Source organism: Cutibacterium sp. LaCa_255 (assembly GCF_057458005.1).
In genome coordinates, this window is the sequence record NZ_CP190956.1 from 513,952 (window position 1) to 531,065 (window position 17,114).

At 64.4% G+C, this 17,114-nt stretch carries 14 protein-coding genes, 1 pseudogene and 2 riboswitches; of the genes and pseudogenes, 13 read left to right on the top strand and 2 right to left on the bottom strand.

What is annotated here, in order from left to right; translation table 11 throughout:
• The first annotated feature begins 214 nt into the window (after window positions 1-214).
• The 7 genes from cbiB (at window position 215) to ACP8ML_RS02295 (ending at window position 9,371) form a co-directional block, all read left to right on the top strand.
• A complete protein-coding gene (cbiB, locus tag ACP8ML_RS02265) occupies window positions 215-1,243 on the top strand; it encodes an adenosylcobinamide-phosphate synthase CbiB (protein WP_117188820.1) in 1,029 nt (342 codons plus the stop codon).
• Window positions 1,243-2,703 carry a cobyric acid synthase gene (locus ACP8ML_RS02270; protein ID WP_117188818.1) on the top strand — a complete coding sequence of 487 codons (1,461 nt, stop codon included), beginning with the start codon at window positions 1,243-1,245 and terminating at the stop codon, window positions 2,701-2,703. The genes cbiB and ACP8ML_RS02270 overlap by 1 nt, the downstream gene beginning before the upstream one ends.
• Before the next feature lie 60 nt (window positions 2,704-2,763).
• Window positions 2,764-2,835, top strand: a riboswitch (cobalamin riboswitch).
• A gap of 50 nt (window positions 2,836-2,885) precedes the next feature.
• The gene (gene cobI / locus ACP8ML_RS02275) at window positions 2,886-3,662 is read left to right on the top strand and encodes a precorrin-2 C(20)-methyltransferase (protein ID WP_117188816.1); all 777 of its coding nucleotides are present in this window, start codon (window positions 2,886-2,888) and stop codon (window positions 3,660-3,662) included.
• Window positions 3,659-4,630 (top strand): precorrin-4 C(11)-methyltransferase, encoded by a 972-nt coding sequence (cobM, locus tag ACP8ML_RS02280; RefSeq protein WP_117188814.1) that lies wholly within the window; start codon window positions 3,659-3,661, stop codon window positions 4,628-4,630. The genes cobI and cobM overlap by 4 nt, the downstream gene beginning before the upstream one ends.
• Window positions 4,627-7,203 (top strand): precorrin-3B C(17)-methyltransferase, encoded by a 2,577-nt coding sequence (cobJ, locus tag ACP8ML_RS02285; protein WP_117188812.1) that lies wholly within the window; start codon window positions 4,627-4,629, stop codon window positions 7,201-7,203. The genes cobM and cobJ overlap by 4 nt, the downstream gene beginning before the upstream one ends.
• Complete coding sequence (locus tag ACP8ML_RS02290) at window positions 7,200-8,471, top strand: CbiX/SirB N-terminal domain-containing protein (protein ID WP_486703016.1); 1,272 nt, start codon at window positions 7,200-7,202, stop codon at window positions 8,469-8,471. Before cobJ ends, ACP8ML_RS02290 begins: the two co-directional genes overlap by 4 nt.
• Window positions 8,472-8,534: 63 nt before the next feature.
• Window positions 8,535-9,371, top strand: a complete 837-nt coding sequence (locus ACP8ML_RS02295; protein WP_486703017.1) for a VOC family protein — start codon at window positions 8,535-8,537, stop codon at window positions 9,369-9,371.
• A 534-nt stretch (window positions 9,372-9,905) separates the two neighbouring features.
• On the opposite strand, the gene ACP8ML_RS02300 is transcribed toward ACP8ML_RS02295, so the two are convergent.
• Window positions 9,906-10,328: an AlbA family DNA-binding domain-containing protein gene (locus ACP8ML_RS02300; RefSeq protein WP_435917154.1), complete on the bottom strand. Its 423-nt coding sequence runs from the start codon at window positions 10,326-10,328 to the stop codon at window positions 9,906-9,908.
• A gap of 423 nt (window positions 10,329-10,751) precedes the next feature.
• Here ACP8ML_RS02300 and ACP8ML_RS02305 point away from each other — a divergent pair, with 423 nt between their 5' ends.
• From ACP8ML_RS02305 to ACP8ML_RS02330, 6 genes and pseudogenes are all read left to right on the top strand, one after another.
• Entirely contained in the window at window positions 10,752-10,922 is a 171-nt protein-coding gene (locus ACP8ML_RS02305) for a hypothetical protein (protein ID WP_462575180.1), read from the top strand.
• 24 nt (window positions 10,923-10,946) lie between these two features.
• Window positions 10,947-11,207 (top strand): annotated as a pseudogene (locus tag ACP8ML_RS02310) (AlbA family DNA-binding domain-containing protein); the annotation flags it as partial.
• A gap of 297 nt (window positions 11,208-11,504) precedes the next feature.
• The gene (locus ACP8ML_RS02315) at window positions 11,505-12,515 is read left to right on the top strand and encodes an ATP-binding protein (protein WP_486703064.1); all 1,011 of its coding nucleotides are present in this window, start codon (window positions 11,505-11,507) and stop codon (window positions 12,513-12,515) included.
• Between the two features lie 568 nt (window positions 12,516-13,083).
• Window positions 13,084-13,263, top strand: a riboswitch (cobalamin riboswitch).
• Between the two features lie 86 nt (window positions 13,264-13,349).
• Window positions 13,350-14,369, top strand: a complete 1,020-nt coding sequence (locus ACP8ML_RS02320) for a FecCD family ABC transporter permease (protein WP_171048617.1) — start codon at window positions 13,350-13,352, stop codon at window positions 14,367-14,369.
• The gene (locus tag ACP8ML_RS02325) at window positions 14,366-15,157 is read left to right on the top strand and encodes an ABC transporter ATP-binding protein (protein WP_221268786.1); all 792 of its coding nucleotides are present in this window, start codon (window positions 14,366-14,368) and stop codon (window positions 15,155-15,157) included. The genes ACP8ML_RS02320 and ACP8ML_RS02325 overlap by 4 nt, the downstream gene beginning before the upstream one ends.
• A 1-nt stretch (window position 15,158) precedes the next feature.
• The gene (locus ACP8ML_RS02330) at window positions 15,159-16,232 is read left to right on the top strand and encodes an ABC transporter substrate-binding protein (protein WP_486703018.1); all 1,074 of its coding nucleotides are present in this window, start codon (window positions 15,159-15,161) and stop codon (window positions 16,230-16,232) included.
• 204 nt (window positions 16,233-16,436) lie between these two features.
• Here ACP8ML_RS02330 and ACP8ML_RS02335 read toward each other — a convergent pair whose 3' ends face one another.
• Entirely contained in the window at window positions 16,437-17,090 is a 654-nt protein-coding gene (locus ACP8ML_RS02335) for a precorrin-8X methylmutase (protein WP_065674337.1), read from the bottom strand.
• Between the last annotated feature and the right edge of the window lie 24 nt (window positions 17,091-17,114).

Sequence of the window (17,114 nt, forward strand, 5' to 3'; positions counted from 1 at the left end):
ACCAAACCTCTGACTCGTGGCTGCTCGTGTGGTGCGGTCCCGGTGCCCGTCACCACATGCCGTCAACCCAGAGCCCGCATGAGGTGTCGGTCGGCTCCTGCTGGATTAGGCCGCACTGGTCAGTCCTTTCGTGGGGCGGGGTACCAATCCCTCTGGACCCTTCATCAGCGACTCCTCTCCTCATCAGTCCGGGCCGCTGCTCTAGGGTGTGGGCATGCTGTGTCATCGTGACCGTCGTCGTGGGCTCGGGTTGGCCGCCCGGGCAGTGGGGCTGGGAGTAGGTGTCGTCGCCGATCGGTTGTTCGGTGATCCGCAGGAACACCACCCGGTGGCGGTCTTTGGCAATGCCGCCGCTGCCCTCGAGAAGCGTGACTGGGCCGACTCCGTCGCGCGTGGCGGTGCTCATGTGGCTGCATGTCTCGTCCCTCTGGCCCTGTTGGGGGCAGGGGTCGAGAAGGTCACCGCGAAACACCCGATGCTGCGCGTGATCACGACGGCTGCGACGACCTGGGCGGTCATCGGGGCGACCTCGCTGGCCGACGAAGGTCAGCGAATGTACGTCCGGCTCGACGAGGACGACCTGGCCGGGGCCCGCGAGCAGCTGTCCCACCTGTGCTCCCGTGACGCCGACCAGCTCGACGAGCCGGAACTGGCTCGGGCGACCGTGGAGTCCATGGCCGAGAACACCGCCGACGCCGCCGTGGCATCCCTGTGGTGGGGAGCCGTGGCCGGAGTACCGGGAATGCTGGTACATCGAGGGGCGAACACCCTCGATGCCATGATCGGACACCACAACGAGCGTTACGAGAACTTCGGCAAGGTTGCCGCCCATCTTGACGATCTGCTGGATCTCCCTGCCGCCCGGCTGACCGGACTGTTCGCCTGCCTGCTGGCGCCCACCGTCGGGGGAGACCGGCGTCGGGCAGTGCAGATCATGATGCGTGATCATGGTCATCACCCCAGTCCGAACGGGGGATGGTGCGAGTCGGCCTGGGCGGGTGTCCTCGGGGTGCAACTGGGCGGACGCAATGTCTACTACGGCAATCGTCACGAGGATCGCCCCCTACTGGGAGACGGCGCACGCCCGGACGGTCGGAAGGTCGCGGACGCTGCCGACCTCGTCACCGGGGTCACCGGGATGGCGACGGCTGCCGCCTGCCTCGGCGTAGCGGCCATCGCCCACCTCAGGTTCTACGGCGGCATCCTGCCTCGTCGTTACGACTCGAGCGCGAAGGAGAAGTGATGAGTGGAATCCTCGTCGCCGGAACGTCTTCTGACGCCGGGAAGTCGCTGGTCGTCACCGCCCTCTGCCGGGCCGCGTGGCGTCGCGGGATCGACGTCGTTCCCTACAAGGCCCAGAACATGTCGAACAATTCGATGGTCTGCCCCGACGGGTCCGAGATCGGCCGGGCGCAGTACCTGCAGGCCAGCGCCGCCAGGGTGACTCCGGAATCAGCCATGAATCCGGTGCTGCTCAAACCTGGCACCGATCGTCGCTCCTTCATCGTGCTGCGTGGCACGCCGGGAGGCGTGCTGGAAGCGGGACAGTACGCCACCGGACGACGTCACCTCGCGGAAGCCGCATGGGCCGCCTACGACGAGCTCTCCGCCGCACACGACATGGTCATCTGCGAGGGTGCGGGCTCCCCGGCCGAGATCAACCTGCGTGCCGGTGACTACACGAACATGGGACTGGCAAGGGAGAAGAGCCTGCCGGTGGTGCTCGTCGGGGACATTGACCGCGGCGGAGTGCTCGCCAGCCTCTTCGGCACCTGGGCGCTGCTCGACGACGCGGACCGTTCCCTGCTGGCCGGGTACGTCATCAACAAATTCCGCGGTGATGAGTCCGTTCTCGCTCCCGGTCTGGAGGAGATCACTCGTCGCACCGGAATGCCGAGTTTTGGGGTGCTGCCCTGGGTCCCCGAGGTGTGGCTCGACGGTGAGGATGCGTTGGAGGTGGGACGCTGGCGTCACGACGGGAACTCCGTTTCCACCGACGATCTGCGGGTTGCCGTCGTCCGGCTGCCGAGAATCTCCAACGCCACCGATGTCGACGCCATGGCCGCCGAGGCCGGGGTCGACGTCCAGGTGACGACCAACCCCAACACCTGCGAACTGGCCGACGTCCTCGTCCTGCCCGGATCGCGGTCCACCGTGCGTGATCTGGAGTGGCTGAGGTCCACCGGAATCGCTGAGGTCGTGGCCCGCCGTGCCCGTCAAGGTCGCACTGTGCTGGGCATTTGTGGCGGCTACCAGATGCTCACCCGCCTCATCCTCGACCCCGAGGGTCAGGAATCGCCGACCGAGCGAACCGAGGGACTCGGGCTGCTGCCGGTTGAGGTGGCCTTCGGTGCCGACAAGACCCTGGCCATCCCGAGCGGATCCTGGCGGGGGATCGAGGTCGGCGGCTACGAGATCCATCACGGCCGAATGGATGTCGACCTGTCGGCGGGGGAGCCCTTCCTCGACGGAGTCCGCGTCGGAAGTGTCTGGGGGACGATGTGGCATGGTGCCTTCGAATGTGACGATTTCCGGCGCGCCTGGCTGGCCGAGGCTGCCGAGCATGCCGGATCGGCGTGGCGCCCGGTGGAGGGTGCCATCGGGTATGGGCAGCGCCGCGAGCAGATGATCGACGTGCTGGCCGACGCCGTCGAGGAGCATCTCGGTCTTGACCGTCTGTTCTCCCTGGCAGGCGGGAGCTGACCCCGGCCGTGTCGTGGTGTGGTGCCACGATGTGGGAGGATCGATACAACGACCGATCTCGAGGAAGCCGGTGTGAGTCCGGCGCGGTCCCGCCACTGTGACCATCGCCGCGGTGATGGCAGCCAGACACTCGAACGGTTCGTTGCGCACGTCATCGGGCGAGGACACCTGAGGAGGCCGTCATGACCTATGCCCCTGTACATCCTGACCACAAATCGGGACGAACCCTCATCGGGGTCGGAGTGGGGCCGGGTGACCCAGAGCTGGTCACCCTGAGAACCGTGCGCATCCTGCGCGAGGCTGATGCCATCCTCGTGCCCTACACCGAGGCCACCACCGACGGGCCCGGACGTGCCGAGACCATCATCACTGCCGTCGCCCCGGAGATCGTCGAGCGCATCAAGCGCATCCCCTTCTCCATGCGGGAGAGGTCTGGTGTCGGCGAGAAGCGCAGGGCCTCCTGGCAGGTATCCGCCGATGCGGCGATCACGGCCTTCGACGAAGGGGCTCGCACTGTCGCCCTGGCCACCGTCGGCGATCCGACGGTCTTTTCCACCTTCACCTACCTGCGCGCCAACGTCGAGGAGAGACTCCCCGACGTCAGCGTCGAGCTGAGCCCAGGTATCACCGCCATGCAGGCCCTGTCGGCGGCGTCCGGGCGCCCGCTGGTGGAGGGCAAGGAGGTCCTGGCCCTCGTCCCGGCCACCGTCGGGATGGAAAAACTTGGCCAGGTCCTCGACCTCGTCGACTCAGTGGCGATTTACAAGGGGGGACGCAAACTCCCAGACGTTGTCGAGCAGCTGCGGCAGCGGGATCGTCAGGCTGTCATCGGCACCGACGTCACGCTGGAGTCCGAGCAGATCGTCACCCTCGGTGAGGTCGCTGATACTCAGGCTCTGCCGTACTTCTCGACCGTCCTCACCACTCCAGAGCGCACCATCACGGGAGGAAAACTGTGAACGAACCTCAAGCTGCACGACCCACTCAGCACGCCTCTGAGAGGGCCTTGGAGGATCTGGACCACAACGCCATCGAGCCGCCTCCGGTACCGCGGCGGGAGATCCCCGAGGGAGCAGGCAGGGTCGTTTTCGTCGGTGCCGGACCGGGCGCTCCGGACCTGGTGAGCCTGCGCGGAGCCCGTGTCATCGAGACCGCTGACATCATCATCTGGGCCTCCAGCCTCGTTCACCCCGACATGGTGGCCCGTCACAAGGCGGGAGCCGAGCTCATTGACTCCGCCTCCATCCCGCTGGAGGACCTCGAGCCCCTCTACACCCGCGCCCGTGACGAGGGGCTGGTGGTGGCGAGGGTCCACACCGGTGACCCGTCCATCTATGGCGCCACCGCCGAGCAGCGCGACCTGTGTCGTCGCATCGGTATCGACTTCGAGACCATCCCGGGCATCTCGGCCTTCTCGGCCGCTGCCGCCCGGATGGACGTCGAGATCACCGTCCCAGAGGTATCCCAGTCACTCGTCCTCACCCGACTGGAGGGCGGGCGGACCCCCATGCCCGACGGGGAAACCGTCGCCTCCTTCGCCCGTCACGGTGCGACAATGGCGATCTACCTTTCCGCGGCCCGTAACAAGGCTCTTCAGGATGCCCTGCTGGAGGGAGGCTACCTGCCCGAGACTCCCTGCATCATCGGGTACGCGGTCAGCTGGCCCGAGGAAATCATGTTCCGCTGCGACCTGGCCCACCTCTCGGAGACGATGCGCAACCACAAGCTGTGGAAGCACGCCGTCGTCCTCGTCGGACCGGCCCTGGCAGAGGGTCCGATCAAGACTCGCAGCCACCTCTACCACCCCGGTTTCCGTCACGAATACCGCGGAGCTGACGCCCAGGCCCACGCTGACCTCAAGGCCCACGGCACTCGCGGCGTCTACGACCAGAACCCCACGAACTCCGACACGAAGGACAATTCATGATTCGCGTCCACGGATATCTCGGTACCATTTCCGACTCCTTGCGCCAGGAGGTCGCCGATGCTGACCTCGTCGTCGGAGGTCAGCGTCACCTTGACGCCCTCGACGTTCCCGACGAGAAGCGTCAGAAGCTCGGCCTCATCGGCCCTGCCGTCGAGCGAGTTCAGTCCCTGCCCGACGACGCCAACATCGTTGTCATCGCCTCCGGTGACCCGCTTTTCTTCGGTGTGGTGCGACGTATCCGCCAGGCCGGTCTCAAGGTCGAGGTCGTGACGGCCCCGACCTCCTTGCAGGCTGCTTTCGCCGCCGTGGCCCTGCCCTGGGACGACGCCCAGTTCGTCTCCTCACACTCCAAGGACATCGAGACCGCCATCCGGCTTGCCAAGATCCATCCCAAGGTGGGCGTGCTGACAGCCCCCAACCGAGGCCTGGCGGAATTGGTCGACGGGCTCGCGGGTCGCGGCAAAACCTTCGTCCTCGCTGAGAAGATCGGTGAGGAGGGCCAGCGGGTGCGTGTCCTCGACGAGGAAGCAGCCAGGGCCGTCATTGCTGACGCGGACATCCTCAGCCCCAACGTCGTGCTGGTCCTCGAGCATCATCCGGACTCCCCGGCGGCCCTGGGCATCAACCCGGAGCTGGCCGGTGACGTCAACGTCAATGCTCCCGAGGCCCCCCAGCCCGGCGCCGACACCAACCCGGACGGCTCGGACCGTGACCCGATCATCGGACAGATCATCAATTCCGACGCCGCGGCGGCCCACGCCGAGGCCATCGACCACGTGCTCAAGCGCGAGACCAAGAAGTACGTCGGACCGTCCCGCACCGGGCTGGCGGCGGCCTGGGGCGAGTGCGACCTCATCGTCTCCCACCTGGCCCTGGGTGCCACGACGCGCATCATCGCCCCGCTGCTGGAGTCCAAGAAGACCGACCCGGGTGTGGTCGTCGTCGACGAGGCCGGCCGTTTCGCCATCCCATTGGTGGGTGGCCACGTCGGTGGGGCCAACGAGCTCTCCCGCACCATCGCCGAGGCTCTCGGCGGCACCGCCGTCGTGTCCACCGCCACCGACTCCCTCGGTGTCCCGGCCCTCGATCAGCTCGGTTGGGCCTACGAGGGTGACGTCGCCGGGGTGACCGGATCGATCATCGCCGGACTCCCGGTGCTGGTCATCCGCGAACAGCCCTGGCCGCTGCCCCCACTGCCCAAGAACGTCACCGAGGATGCTGAATCCCCGGTCGCCCGAATCATCGTCTCCGAGCGGGTCGCAGAGCGAATTCGGACTGACCATGGTGACGACCTGCCCACCGTCGTCCTGCACCCGAACTGCCTGGTCGTCGGGATGGGATGTAACAAGGGCACCGAGGTCGAACCGCTGCGAGAGCTTCTCGAGAAGACCCTCGCTGACAACGGTCTGGCTCTTGGATCGGTCACTCGTCTGGTCTCCCACGAGGTCAAGGCCGGTGAGCTCGGTCTCGTGAAGCTGGCGAATCAGCTCGGCGTCGAGTACCGCACCGAGTCCGCGGAGGAGCTGGCCGCCCAGGATGTCCCGACTCCCTCCGACGTCGTCGCCCGCGAGGTCGGCACACCGAGTGTCAGCGAGGCTGCCGTGCTGTGCCAGGGAGCCGAGCTGCTGGTCCACAAGACCAAGACTCCCGAGGCCACCTGCGCAGTCGGTCGCATCCCGGCTCGGGGTCACCTCTCGGTCGTCGGCCTCGGGCCCGGCTCGCGAGATCTTCTCACCCCGCGCGCCGTCGATGCCATCCGCAATGCCACCTTCATAGCGGGTTATGCCCCCTACGTCCGTCAGATCCGCGACCTGGTGCGTCCGGGTGCCACAATCCTGGCCACCAAGATGGGCACCGAGGAGGAGCGCACCCAGGCGGCCATTGACGCGACCCGCGACGGTCGCAACGTGGCTTTCGTGTGCGGCGGCGACCCGGCCATCTATGCCATGGCCTCCCCGACCCTGGAGATGGGCACCGATGGCATCGACGTCGAGATCGTTCCCGGTGTCACCGCCGAGCTCGCCATCTCGGCGATCCTCGGTGCTCCGCTGGGCCATGATCACGCCACGATCAGTCTCTCGGACCTGCACACCGACTGGGATCTCATCCTCAAGAGGGTGAGAGCGGCTGCCGAGGGGGATCTCGTCACCACCTTCTACAACCCGCGTTCACGTACCCGAACCCATCAGCTCCCCGACGCCCTGGCGATCATGGCTGAGCACCGTCCGCCGTCCACCCCGGTGGCGATCGTCTCCCATGCCGAGCGTCGTCAGCAGGAGGTGATCATGTCCACCCTCGAGGAGTTCAAGCCCGAATGGGTCGGCATGACGACCCTTGTCGTCGTGGGTTCGACGACGACCAAGTACGTGAGCTCCGGAGACGGACGACGCCTCATGGTCACCCCACGTGACTACCACTGGATGGACGGCCACGTCACCGGTGAGGCTCGCAAGAACTACACACACAAGGACCTGCCCAAGGCTGACGAGAAGACCTACCTGTCCAAGCCGCCGGTCCACTCGACCCGCATGTCCGGGTCCGAGAAGAACGCCGAGACGAAGGAGTCGAAATGACCGATCCACTCGCCAGTGGGACCCCGCTGGTCATCGCAGCACATGGCACCCGTGACGAGTCCGGCGTGGCCGAGTGTCGCGCCCTGGCCGAGCGCATCGCCGGCAAACTGCCCGGCATCCCGGTCGAGCTGGGGTTCGTCGAGCTCGCCGAGCCCAGCATCCCGGACGCCGTCCGTGCCGCCGTCGCCCAGACACCGGAGGTTCCCGAGGGCGCTGACGGTGACGAGGACCCGGCAGCCGCCGTCGTCGTTCCGTTGATGTTCAACACCGGCGGTCACGTCCGGGAGGACATTCCAGAGGCCATCGACGAGGGCCGTGGGGACGCACGCGTCATGTATTCCGCCCCGTTGCTGCCGGACGTGCGGATGCGCAAGGCCCTCAACCGTCGTCTCGCTGAGACCCTTGCCGCCGGTGAGGGACGCGAGGAGTGGCGTTCCCGCGACACGGCCGTGGTGTTGGTGGGACGCGGAGCTCTCGTGCCCGATGCCAACGCTTCCCACTACACCCTGACGAGGATGTTCTGGGAGGAGAACGACCTTGACCGGGTAGAACCGGCCTTCATCCAGGTGACCCGTCCGTCGGTTCCCGAGGCCCTCTCCGCCCTGGCTGCCCAGGGTGCCGACCAGATCGTCGTGCAGGGCAATTTCCTCTTCCCGGGGCTGCTGCACGTGTGGATGACCGAGCAGGTGGAGGCCTGGCAGGCCAGCCATCCCGGAGTCGAAACCCGCATCGCCCCGGTCATCGGTGACTGTGACGAGGTTGCTGACGTCGTCGTCGATCGCTACCGAGAACCCCTTGACGAGGTGGGCCTGGGGGAGGGAGCCCCGGTTTACATGACGGGTCTGCGTCTGCAGGGCCGCAAGGTTCTGGTCGTCGGTGCCGGGCACGTTGCCGAACGCCGCGTCGTGAGGCTGCTCGAGGCCGGGGCCGAGGTCCACGTCGTCGCCCCGAACTCCGGTATCCAGCTCGCGCGGATGTCCCGCAAGGGATTGGTGGACCTGGAGCGTCGCGCCTTCCAGGTCGAGGATCTTGACGGCGTCTGGTTCGTCCAGGCCCTCACCAACGATCCCGAGGTGAACGCCTTGGTGGCCGAGGAGGCCGATAAGCGCGGCGTCTTCTGTGTGCGTGGTGACAAGGGACGCAAGGGCAGTGCCTTCACCCCGGCCACCGAGAGGGCTGGTGGCATGACAGTCAGCGTCGTCGGCGACCGCACCCCGCGTCGCTCCGCCAAGCTGCGTGACGAGGTGCTGCGAGCCCTGCAGGGCTGAATCATGTCAAGGAGGGATTCCCCGACGATGACGGTTCAGGGCTTTCCTGCCTATCATCGTCGGGTGATCTCCCACGACCTACATGCCCTGGGCTTCGACGCCCCCGATCTCGACGTCCTCGTCAATTCCGCGGCTGAGGCTGGTGCTGTCGGGGTGGAGGACGTCGGCGGGTTCGACCTGCTGGCTGCTTACACCGATCCGTCCGGGGCGCGGCTGGCGCTCATGAAGCAGAAGGATCGCGACGAGATCGAGACGATGGCCTCCCTCGTCGCCCCGACGACTCACCCCGCCGATCTGGTGCGGTTCAGCTCGACGGTGGCACTGGTCGACATCTACTCCCACGCCAACTTGGCATCCATGCTCACCGGGGAGTCGGTGCTCAAGCTCCCCGCCGCCAACCGCAAGCACCTGGCGCGCTTCCTGGCCAATGTTGACGACCCGGTTGAGATACCGCTGTGCCCCGAACCCGGTGACGACACCCCACGCTTCATCGAGCATCTGAGGGTGGGCGCCGTCGCCAATCAGATGCTGCGGGTTTTCGAGTCCGAGGAGGAGTACGGACGCTCTCACGAGGGGTCTCTGGGCGGTACCGGTGATCTGCAGTTCGCCGCCGGAACCCTGATCAGCCCGTGGCTGATGGAGATCAATGCCGGTCGCGCCACTCGCGGGGAGGCCAGCGCCGTCGCCGAGATGACGATGGTCTGCGAGCGGGTCGAGAAGCGCGCCAATGCGCTCACCGGCGTCGACTGGTACCGGATCGTCGGCGATACCTCGATCCCGATGACCCTGGCCGCCCCGGCGAACCTGCCGAGGGTTCCCCATGAGGGGTCGGTCATCTCGGGTCAGGTCGTCCCGGTGGTATCGCTGGGAACCTGGGAGGGTGAATCCTTCTGGGGCTGAGGCCGTGTGCCGGTCCCCCCATGTGGCTGGCCCGTACGGTCAGCGATACTCCGTCCCCCGTGGCACCCCCCAAGCGTTGGGGGTGAGCCAGCTGCAGGCGCCCCCGTTTCCCGACTGTGTCTGTTCTGGTGCCCAGCTCCACGCCGTTCACATGTGTTCCAGGCCTGGCGGGTGGGTCGCCAGACTGCAACTCACACTGCAAGCGTTGCAGTGTGAGTGAAGGTGTGGATGGTTCAGCATACGGTATGGATTCGGTAGCAGGTCGTCCGGGCACCTTGGCGGCCATCCATGACGACGAGTCTTTCCTTGAGCGGCAACGCCAGAGCGTAACGCACCTGACCAGTTGTCAGTCCCGCGTAGTCTGCAAGTTCGTGGATCGTCAGTGCTCTCCCCTGCGACGAGTGTAGCGAGTACGTGCTCCTCGTTGCGGGTTGGGACCGAAGATCTTTGGGGCCCGGTGAGGGCCTCGCTGTCTTCGCTTCGTAGTCGTCATGTTGACGCCACATGAGCGCCGGGTAGTGCCCCTGCGGATAGTCACCCAGGGCATACAGTCCTGCCAACGTTGGTTCTCCCTGATGCTGTCAGCATGTTCGTCGTCCGCAGGATTCGCTCGTCAGCATGGTCGCGCAATCGTCGGTCACTGGTGCGTACTGTCGTCAGATACGACTCCACCAGCTCAGGTTCCAGGTCGTCAACGACACGTCCCCTGGCAGCGGCCAAGTCGTAGTCGATCTGTTCGTCCACATGGAGAACCTCCACCTGTCTGCCGTCAATGGTGAATGTCTGAAAATCCAGATGCGGTGATGCTTGGACGGCATCCCTGGCCTGTGTTGCGATACCCGCCTCCGTTGTTGCGATGTCCTTGACGCCCACCACGTCGAACCGACCGTTTGCTTCGTCCACCCCGAGGATGACTGTGCCGCCATTGGGCATGTTCGCGAATAGCGTCTCCGCCATCTTTGGCACGTTGCCCGATGTTCGTTACTTGCACTGTTGTTTGCAGTGTAAGTGAGAGTGTGCGCGGGCCCGGGTGAGGTGGTGGTCCGGTCTGCCGAGCGGGTCGTGGTCCAGCGACCCCGTGGCAGATGTGCCAGGGATCGTGGGGTTCGCCACCTGGCGTGGCACGAGGTGCCTTGCCGAACCGAAATACCGCACTGAATCATCCGCCGCCCCGCTGTGTTGGCTCATGTTGTCTCAACATGCCAGCCAGTTGTCTCCCCAATCGTGAGGGGACGTCAGATCCATCGAAAATGTGTGCGCACTCCTCGTCGCTGAGCTTGATCATAACTTTTCAGTCATAAAGTTATACTCAATGTCTGGACTGGATGCCTGGTTAAAAGTTTCTGGGCACAAACTTGTAGCTGGAAGTGGACTGCTCACATGGGAACAACTTTCGGGCCAGACCCGATTGCAGTTGAGATCGACGCTGCGCTGGAGCACTTGGACGCAGGGCACCGGGTCCCGGAATGCAAGTATCTTGACTTCAAGGAGGATTCCAGTCGACGAGGCAAGCACGGTGAGTTGCTACTGGGTCGACGTGAGGATGAATGAGCCGCTGAGCAGCTTGCCGGTGAAGCCGCGTGCATGGCCAACACCCCTGGGGGTGGTGCTCTGATCGTCGGAGTCAATGACAAGGATGATGGACCATTGCTCATCGGTACATCCTTGGATACCGAGTGGTTGCGGAGGAAGATCTATGAGCACACCTCTCGCGCGTTGACTGTTGACGTCCGAGAAGTCCACGTTCACGATGCCAGGTTGTTGATCGTCAGATCACCCACCGCGCTGGAACCGATCAAGGTCAAGGGAAAGATCCGCTGGCGGATTGGTGATCATTGCGAGGAGATCGACGCAACGTCATGGCACCACCGCCATCAGTACTCTATCCGCTACGACTGGTCGGCGCAGTTCTCAAACGTGAGCCTGGAGGAAGTGCGACCTGCTGCCCTTGACGCAGCACGCGCCTTCCTCCAAGCCAGCACCGACGAGGCGGCGGTGGAATTGGCCAACTGTACGAGTCGTGAGTTGCTGTCCCGGTTGAACGCCATTGATGGTGAGGGCAAGCTCACCAATGCTGCTGCTCTGGTCTTTGTGGGGCGTCCCGAGCCATGCCTTGACTACATACGTCGTGACATGCCCGGTCAGGACAGCGGTGACCGAGTACGTATTGGTGGGGTATCACTGCTTGAGCAGCTCCAACGGGTGTTCGCCGTCGCGCGGGCGTACAACCCTTTATCGCATGTGTCTTCGGGACTTGTCGAGGGGCAGGTCCGCCAGCTGCCGGAACGTGCCATTCGTGAGGCCATCGTCAATGGGTTGGCTCATCGTGAATGGGGGCTGCCCGATGCAACGCTCATCGAGCACAATGGAGCCGTCTTGCGAGTTACCAGCCCCGGAGGATTCTTCGGAGGTGTGACGGCTGAGAACATCATCACCCACCCATCGACGTCCAGAAACGTTGCTCTCACTGAGCTCTTGGCATCACTTCGAATTGCAGAACGTGAAGGTATCGGAGTTGACCGTATGGTTGGTGATTTGCTTCGCCGGGGGCTTCGCATGCCGACCATTCGGGAAATTGACGGTCCCTATGTGGTGACGACGCTTTCCGGTGTCGATCCTGACGTGGCATGGACATCGTGGCTCACTGGTATGGATGTTCCCGAGCTCATGCAAAATCTCCGCACTTTGATGGTTATGCGTTTCCTCACTGATCATCTCTGGATCGACGAGGACATTCTTGCTCCCTACCTGCAAGTCCCCGTCGAGGAAGTTCACGAAACTCTTGAGCTTCTACGGCAGACGGAGTGTGATGGCGAACCCTTGCTGAAGCCCATCCGCGGCGTTCCCGACGAAGCCCTCCCCGCGTTTACCCTCTCCAAGAGAGCAAACAAGCAGCTGGACATGGAATATGCGAATCGCGGTTTGAAGCGTTCAGTGCCTAGTAGAGCAGTGACGGCTCGTCAATATGCCCGGCATCGAGGGCGTATCAGTACGACAGAATTGGGCGTCATCCTGGATGTGTGGGCTTCCAACGTCGGACAGGTCCTCAAGGATCTCATGGCTGACGGAGTACTGCAGCCTTCGTCAGAGGCAATGGCAGGTCGCGGATTTCACTACCTGTGGAAAGGTGACGAGGCATCCTGACTTTTTCAGTCCTTATGATCCATCTCGCCAAGTTCCTGGTCAGGCAGAGCGTGTTCCGATACACCGGAAAGCTAAGTGCACTTCCCCTTTCGGGGCGGTGGAGCACAACTTTTTGACCGAAAGATTGTACTTGCACCCTCGGATTGGGTGTCTGGGTGCAGTCTTCGAGGCTGCTCCCTGTGGTTCTGGCTGCTGAACCAGTCGAGAAAATTGTGCTTACCCTCGCGCTTGTGCTGTTGAGCAGAATTTTTCAGCCACAAAGTTGTACTCCAGGCATGAAGCGGCGGCGGGAGCACAACTTTTCGCAGTGTGGGGAGCTCTGCGCGGTATGGAGATCCTGTCGGTGGCGGTGTTGTGGTCCGTTCGTCTCTGTGGCAGATGTGTCAGGAGTCGTGGTGTCTGTCGCCTGGTGTGGCACGAGGTACCTTGCCGAACTGAATTACCACGCGGGTGCGAAGTACCCCGTCGATTGCGCTCGGTGGGTTCCGAGGCGTGTGCCGCACGCGATCCGGCATGTCTGTGACAAGGGGCTGGCGGACGGCACGTCGCGAAGTGCGTGTCACAGGTGCTAGCCTGCCTCGCATACATGGTGCGGCCCCGATGAGGCCGCAGTGAATCCGGTGAGAATCCGGGACTGTTGCGCAGCGGTGACGGTGACGACGTCGGCAAGACCACTGGGAGTGATCCTGGGAAGGGCCGACCGAGAGTGATCCGAAGTCCGAAGACCCCATGTATGACTTGTGTCGTTCGGGCCTCGCATCAAGGTCCTCGCACTCAGAAGGAACAGCTATGCCTTCCTCGAGACGGTCGGCCGAGCGTGACCGCCGGTTGCCGGTGGCACCCCTGGTGATCATCCTCGTCGTGCTCATCGCCGTCAGTGCCGTCATTTCGCTGACCATCGGTTCGGAAGCACTGCCACTGCGCGGCGTTCTCGACACGGTCGGAGCCCGAGTCACCGGCGAACCGGGCCCCGACCCGACGGTCGATGTCATCGTCTGGGACCTGCGTGCCCCCAGGGCACTGCTGGCGATCATCGTCGGAGCCGGACTCGCCCTGGCCGGAAGCGGTATGCAGACCCTGGTGCGCAACCCGCTGGCCGACCCCTACCTGCTGGGTGTCTCGGCCGGTGCGAGTGTGGGGGCCACCGCGGTCATCGCCCTGGGGATGTTTGTCTCCTGGGGCCCTCACCGGCTCACCCTCGGAGCCTTGGTGGGGGCATTGGGCGCCGCCGGTCTGGTGTACCTCATCTCCATGGCCCAGGGTGGCATGACGCCGCTGCGGCTGGTGCTCTCGGGCGTCGTGCTCTCTGCGGCATTCTCGGCACTGGCGAGTTTCCTCGTCTTCCGCAGCTCGGACCCGCGCGCGGCGCAGTCGGTGCTGTACTGGATGCTGGGATCGGTGTCCGGTGCCACTTGGGACAGTTTGTGGGTGGCAGCCATCGTCACCGCTCTGTCCGTGGTGCTCATGATCGCCTTCTCGGGTTGGCTCGATGCCCTGGCGGCTGGCACCGACGTCGCTCGATCCCTCGGCATCCCCGACACCAGGGTGCGCAAGGCGCTGTTCGTCGGCAACTCGGTACTCGTCGGGGTGCTCGTGGCGGTTTCGGGCGGCATCGGATTCGTCGGACTCGTCATTCCGCACATGTCACGGCTGCTCGTGGGAGCCAGTCACCGGTCGATGCTGCCTGTCGCCGCCGCCATCGGCAGTCTCTTCCTGCTGTGGGTGGACGTCGGCGCCCGCGTCATCGCGGCACCACAGGAGGTGCCTCTCGGCGTCGTCACCGGGTTCATCGGCGCTCCCATCTTCCTGTACCTCATGGGGCGCAGTCAGTACCGATTCTCGAGTGAGTCATGACACGTCTCGAAGTTCGCAACGTCCAGTGCCGCATCAACGACCGCGTCATCGTCGACGACGTCAGCTTCATCGCCGAGCCGGGGAAGCTCACCGCCATCGTCGGCGTCAACGGAGTCGGCAAGTCGACTCTGCTGCGATCCATCGCCGGGGTGCGTCAGTTCAATTCCGGCGACGTCCTGCTCGACGGCACCTCCGTCACCAACTACACCCCCATGCAACGTGCCCGACTCATGGCTTTCGTCGGGCAGGAGGAGTCGCCATCGCCAGACCTCCTGCTGGGTGAGATGGTTGCGCTGGGACGCACTCCGCATCGCAAGCCGTGGCAGGTGGGGCAGCGTTCCGAGCGAAGGATCATCCGGGATTCCCTGGCCCTGGTCGGACTTGACCACCTCATCGATCGTCGCTGCGACCACCTGTCCGGCGGTGAACGGCGTCGCGCCGTCATCGCCCGTGGCCTGGCCCAGGGTGCAGACCTCATCATGCTCGACGAGCCGACCAATCACCTCGACGTGCGCCACCAACTCATGCTGCTGGACACGCTGCGCGCCAGCGGTCGGACGGTGGTCGCCACCATCCACGATCTGGGCATGGCCGCAGCCCACTTCGACCACGTCGTCGTCCTGGCGGATGGCGGAGTGCTCTCTGCAGGTCCGGCCCGTGAGGCGCTCAGCCCATCGAACGTCGCGACGGCATTCCACGTCGTCGCACACCATGTCACCACCCCCGATGGCAGCCAGGAGCTCGTGTGCACTGCGCCGCTGCCTGAACTCATCAGAGAGGAAAACTGAAATGTCCACCAAATTCCTACCCGTCGTCATGGCCGCCTGTCTGGCCGTGGGACTCACCGCCTGCGGCAGTGGGTCCACTCCCAAGAGCGGCGACTCCGCCAAGGACTCCGGCGAAGTCACCGTGACCAACTGCGGTAAGAAGGTCACCTACCCCAGGAATGCCGAACGCCTCTACGTCAATGACGGCAGCATCATCGCCATGACGCTGAGCGCCGGGGCACGCAAACAGATCGCCGCAGTGAGCTCGATGGGCCGGGACAAGGAGATCCTCACTGCCAAGTACGGGGCCGACACCATCAACAGTCTGCACGAGGGCGTCAAGGGTTACATGACGCTCGAGTCGATCATCGCCAACAAGCCCGACGTCGTCGTCGCCGGCTGGGACTACGGATTCTCCGAGGCGAACAATCTCACCCCCGACAATCTGCACGGCAAGGGCATCAACAGCTATCTGCTCACCGAGTCCTGTCGACAGAAGGACGGCCAGAGCGCCCGCGGCGTCATGGATCCTTGGAATGCGGTGCGTACCGACATCACCAATCTCGCCATCCTCACTGGGCACGAGGACACCGGCAAGAAGGCCGTGAAGGACATGGATGATCGTCTTGGTGCCCTTCAGAAGGCTCCGAAGGCCAAGAAGACCCCGACGGTGCTGCTCTTCGACTCCGCCAAGGACACCGTCTTCACCAGCGGAAGGAAGGGCGGCCCACAAGCCATCATCAACGCGGCGGGTGCGCAGAACGGCGCCCATGACGTCAATGACACCTGGGTGCGCATCGGCTGGGAGAAGGTGGCGAAGATGAACCCGGACGCCATCGCCTTCGTCGACTACGACGCTCAGCCTTACAGCGAGAAGATCAAGATCTTGGAATCGAATCCGGCGACCAAGAACCTGGATGCGGTGAAGAAGAAGCGCTACCTCAACCTTCCCTACGCCATGTGGACCTCTGGTCCGCTCAACATCGATGCCGCCGAGCACCTGAGGGTCAGCCTGGAGAAGTGGGGGTTGGAACCCCAGTCGTCGATCAAACCCCAGCTGAAGATTCCGGCCTCCGTGCCCGGGCACGAGGGCTGAGAGGTAGCTGCGCCGCTTCGGTACCCCTTGGCTTCACAGGTGCGGTGTCTGTGACGTTGACGTGGTTGTCGTTGACCATGACGACGGCGAGCAGGGGTGCAGATCTCCGGACAGGCGAGCTACGGAGCCTGGCTGGGATGGTGAGATGCGGCTGCTGGGCGACGCCGGTTTCAGCCCCACTGCGATGCTCTGGTGAGGGGCTTCTCAGCGATGGTTGTTGGTCAGCTCGTCGGTCGATGCAATGGCGTTGACGGCGGCCACTGCGATCGCTGAGCCGCCACGTCGTCCCAACAAGGTGAGGTATTCCAAGTCCAGGGGCGAGTCGACAAGGGCTTGCTTGGACTCGGCTGCACCGACGAACCCGACAGGGATGCCGACGACGGCTGCCGGGCAGGCACCCGTCTCCTCGCACACCTCGAGCACCCGGTACAAGGCGGTGGGGGCGTTGCCGATGGCGACGATGGCCCCGTCGAGCTTGCCCTCCTCGGCCCACAGGTCCACCGCTGCGCAGGTTTTCGTCATGTTCTTGGCCTTGGCGATGTCGGCCAAGCGGGGATCCTTGATGTAACAGATCGTCTCGTTGTCACGGGGCAGACGGGACCGGATGATTCCGGTGGCCGTCATGGAGGAGTCGCACAGGATCGGGGCACCGTTGCCCAAGGCCTTGCGGGCGGCCTTGACCACACCTGGTGTGAAGACGATGTCGTCAGCGATGGCGGGATCCGCAGCAGCGTGAATCATCCGGACGACGACTCCCTCGACGTCGGTGGGGAAGCGATCCAAATTCGCCTCGGAACGAATGATGCGGAAGGACTCGCGGTAGATGTCGGATCCGTTGTTGACGTACTCGTGGGCCACGACGTCCTCCTGACGACGGCGAAA